Source organism: Pseudomonas sp. MD195_PC81_125 (genome assembly GCF_014060985.1).
GTDB lineage: Bacteria > Pseudomonadota > Gammaproteobacteria > Pseudomonadales > Pseudomonadaceae > Aquipseudomonas > Aquipseudomonas parakoreensis.
This window is the reverse complement of the sequence record NZ_JABULD010000893.1, coordinates 1-983: the sequence shown is the minus strand read 5'-3', so window position 1 is coordinate 983 and position 983 is coordinate 1. Positions and strand designations below refer to the sequence as shown.

Genomic DNA, 983 nt, shown 5'->3' with positions numbered 1-983 from the left:
AAGTATTCGGCAATCTTCGAAATGTGTTTATCCGAAGGATCGACGATCTTCCCGCTGAGAATCCGCGAGAGCGTTGATTGAGGCACGCCGGTGCGACGGTGGAGCTCCGTGGGGGAGATCCCGTGCTGGTCGAGCAGTGCTCTTAAGACGGAGGATACGTTGCGTTTTTGCATAACGCGCATATTGCTTGAAGTTTTTTGTGAAGACAAATGCTAAATCGCATAGATAATGCATAAATAAATATTTGATGCAGAAACGCTTATGTAACCACTCACGCGTCATTCAGAACCAGCTTTCAGCTACCCCCTATCAACACTTGGCTCACCGCTTTGTGACCACTCCTCCTGCTGGCGGAAAAAAGCCCGTTCAATGGCGGGCTTTTGAAAATCGGATTTTATCGCTTACAAAAGAACGTGTCTCTCCAACCTTCCGAGTAGTCGACCATGGAAACTCTGGCCTCGGGGTTGCTCTGGAAATACTCTTCCCAATTAAACGTCTCTGTTTCATAACCAAAATGCTTGGCCATGAATTTTACAGCCTGGCGCGAAGGCCTTCCGACGATGGTGAAACCATTGCGAGTGAGGGAGTCAGTCCACGCCATCTGCTGATCATCTACCTGATCAAGCAGCATCTGAACGCCATACGGGTTGCCGTAAACCACACGTGGATCGTTATTGGATGGATCTGCCAACTCCTCGGACATTGGCGTAACTTCGGTGTCGATGACAACAAAGTTTGCGCCGGTGCGCTCAATCAGGTCGAACAGCTCGGCATGGCGAATAGTGTGGTAATAAAAGCCAAGACAGAAAACCACGTCAAAGGTCTTGCCTTTGATCTGGTCAAATACGTCACCTTGCAGGAACTCGTATCGAGAACTATCGATCCCGTACTCGGTGAACGTCTCAACAGCATTTGAAATCAATTCCTTGCGCGGCTCGATTCCGGTGACATGTGCAGCACCAGCCTGAAGGGGAAGCAAAGGA

General features: G+C 49.4%; 2 protein-coding genes. Both read right to left on the bottom strand.

The genetic code is table 11. From position 1 onward, the window contains the following. Window positions 1-182 (bottom strand): helix-turn-helix transcriptional regulator (locus HT737_RS30165; RefSeq protein ID WP_182404649.1); only part of this gene is annotated, 182 nt, incomplete at its 3' end. Between the two features lie 212 nt (window positions 183-394). Next, window positions 395-983, bottom strand: a 589-nt coding sequence (locus HT737_RS30160) for a methyltransferase domain-containing protein (protein ID WP_182404648.1), incomplete at its 5' end; no start/stop codon positions are given.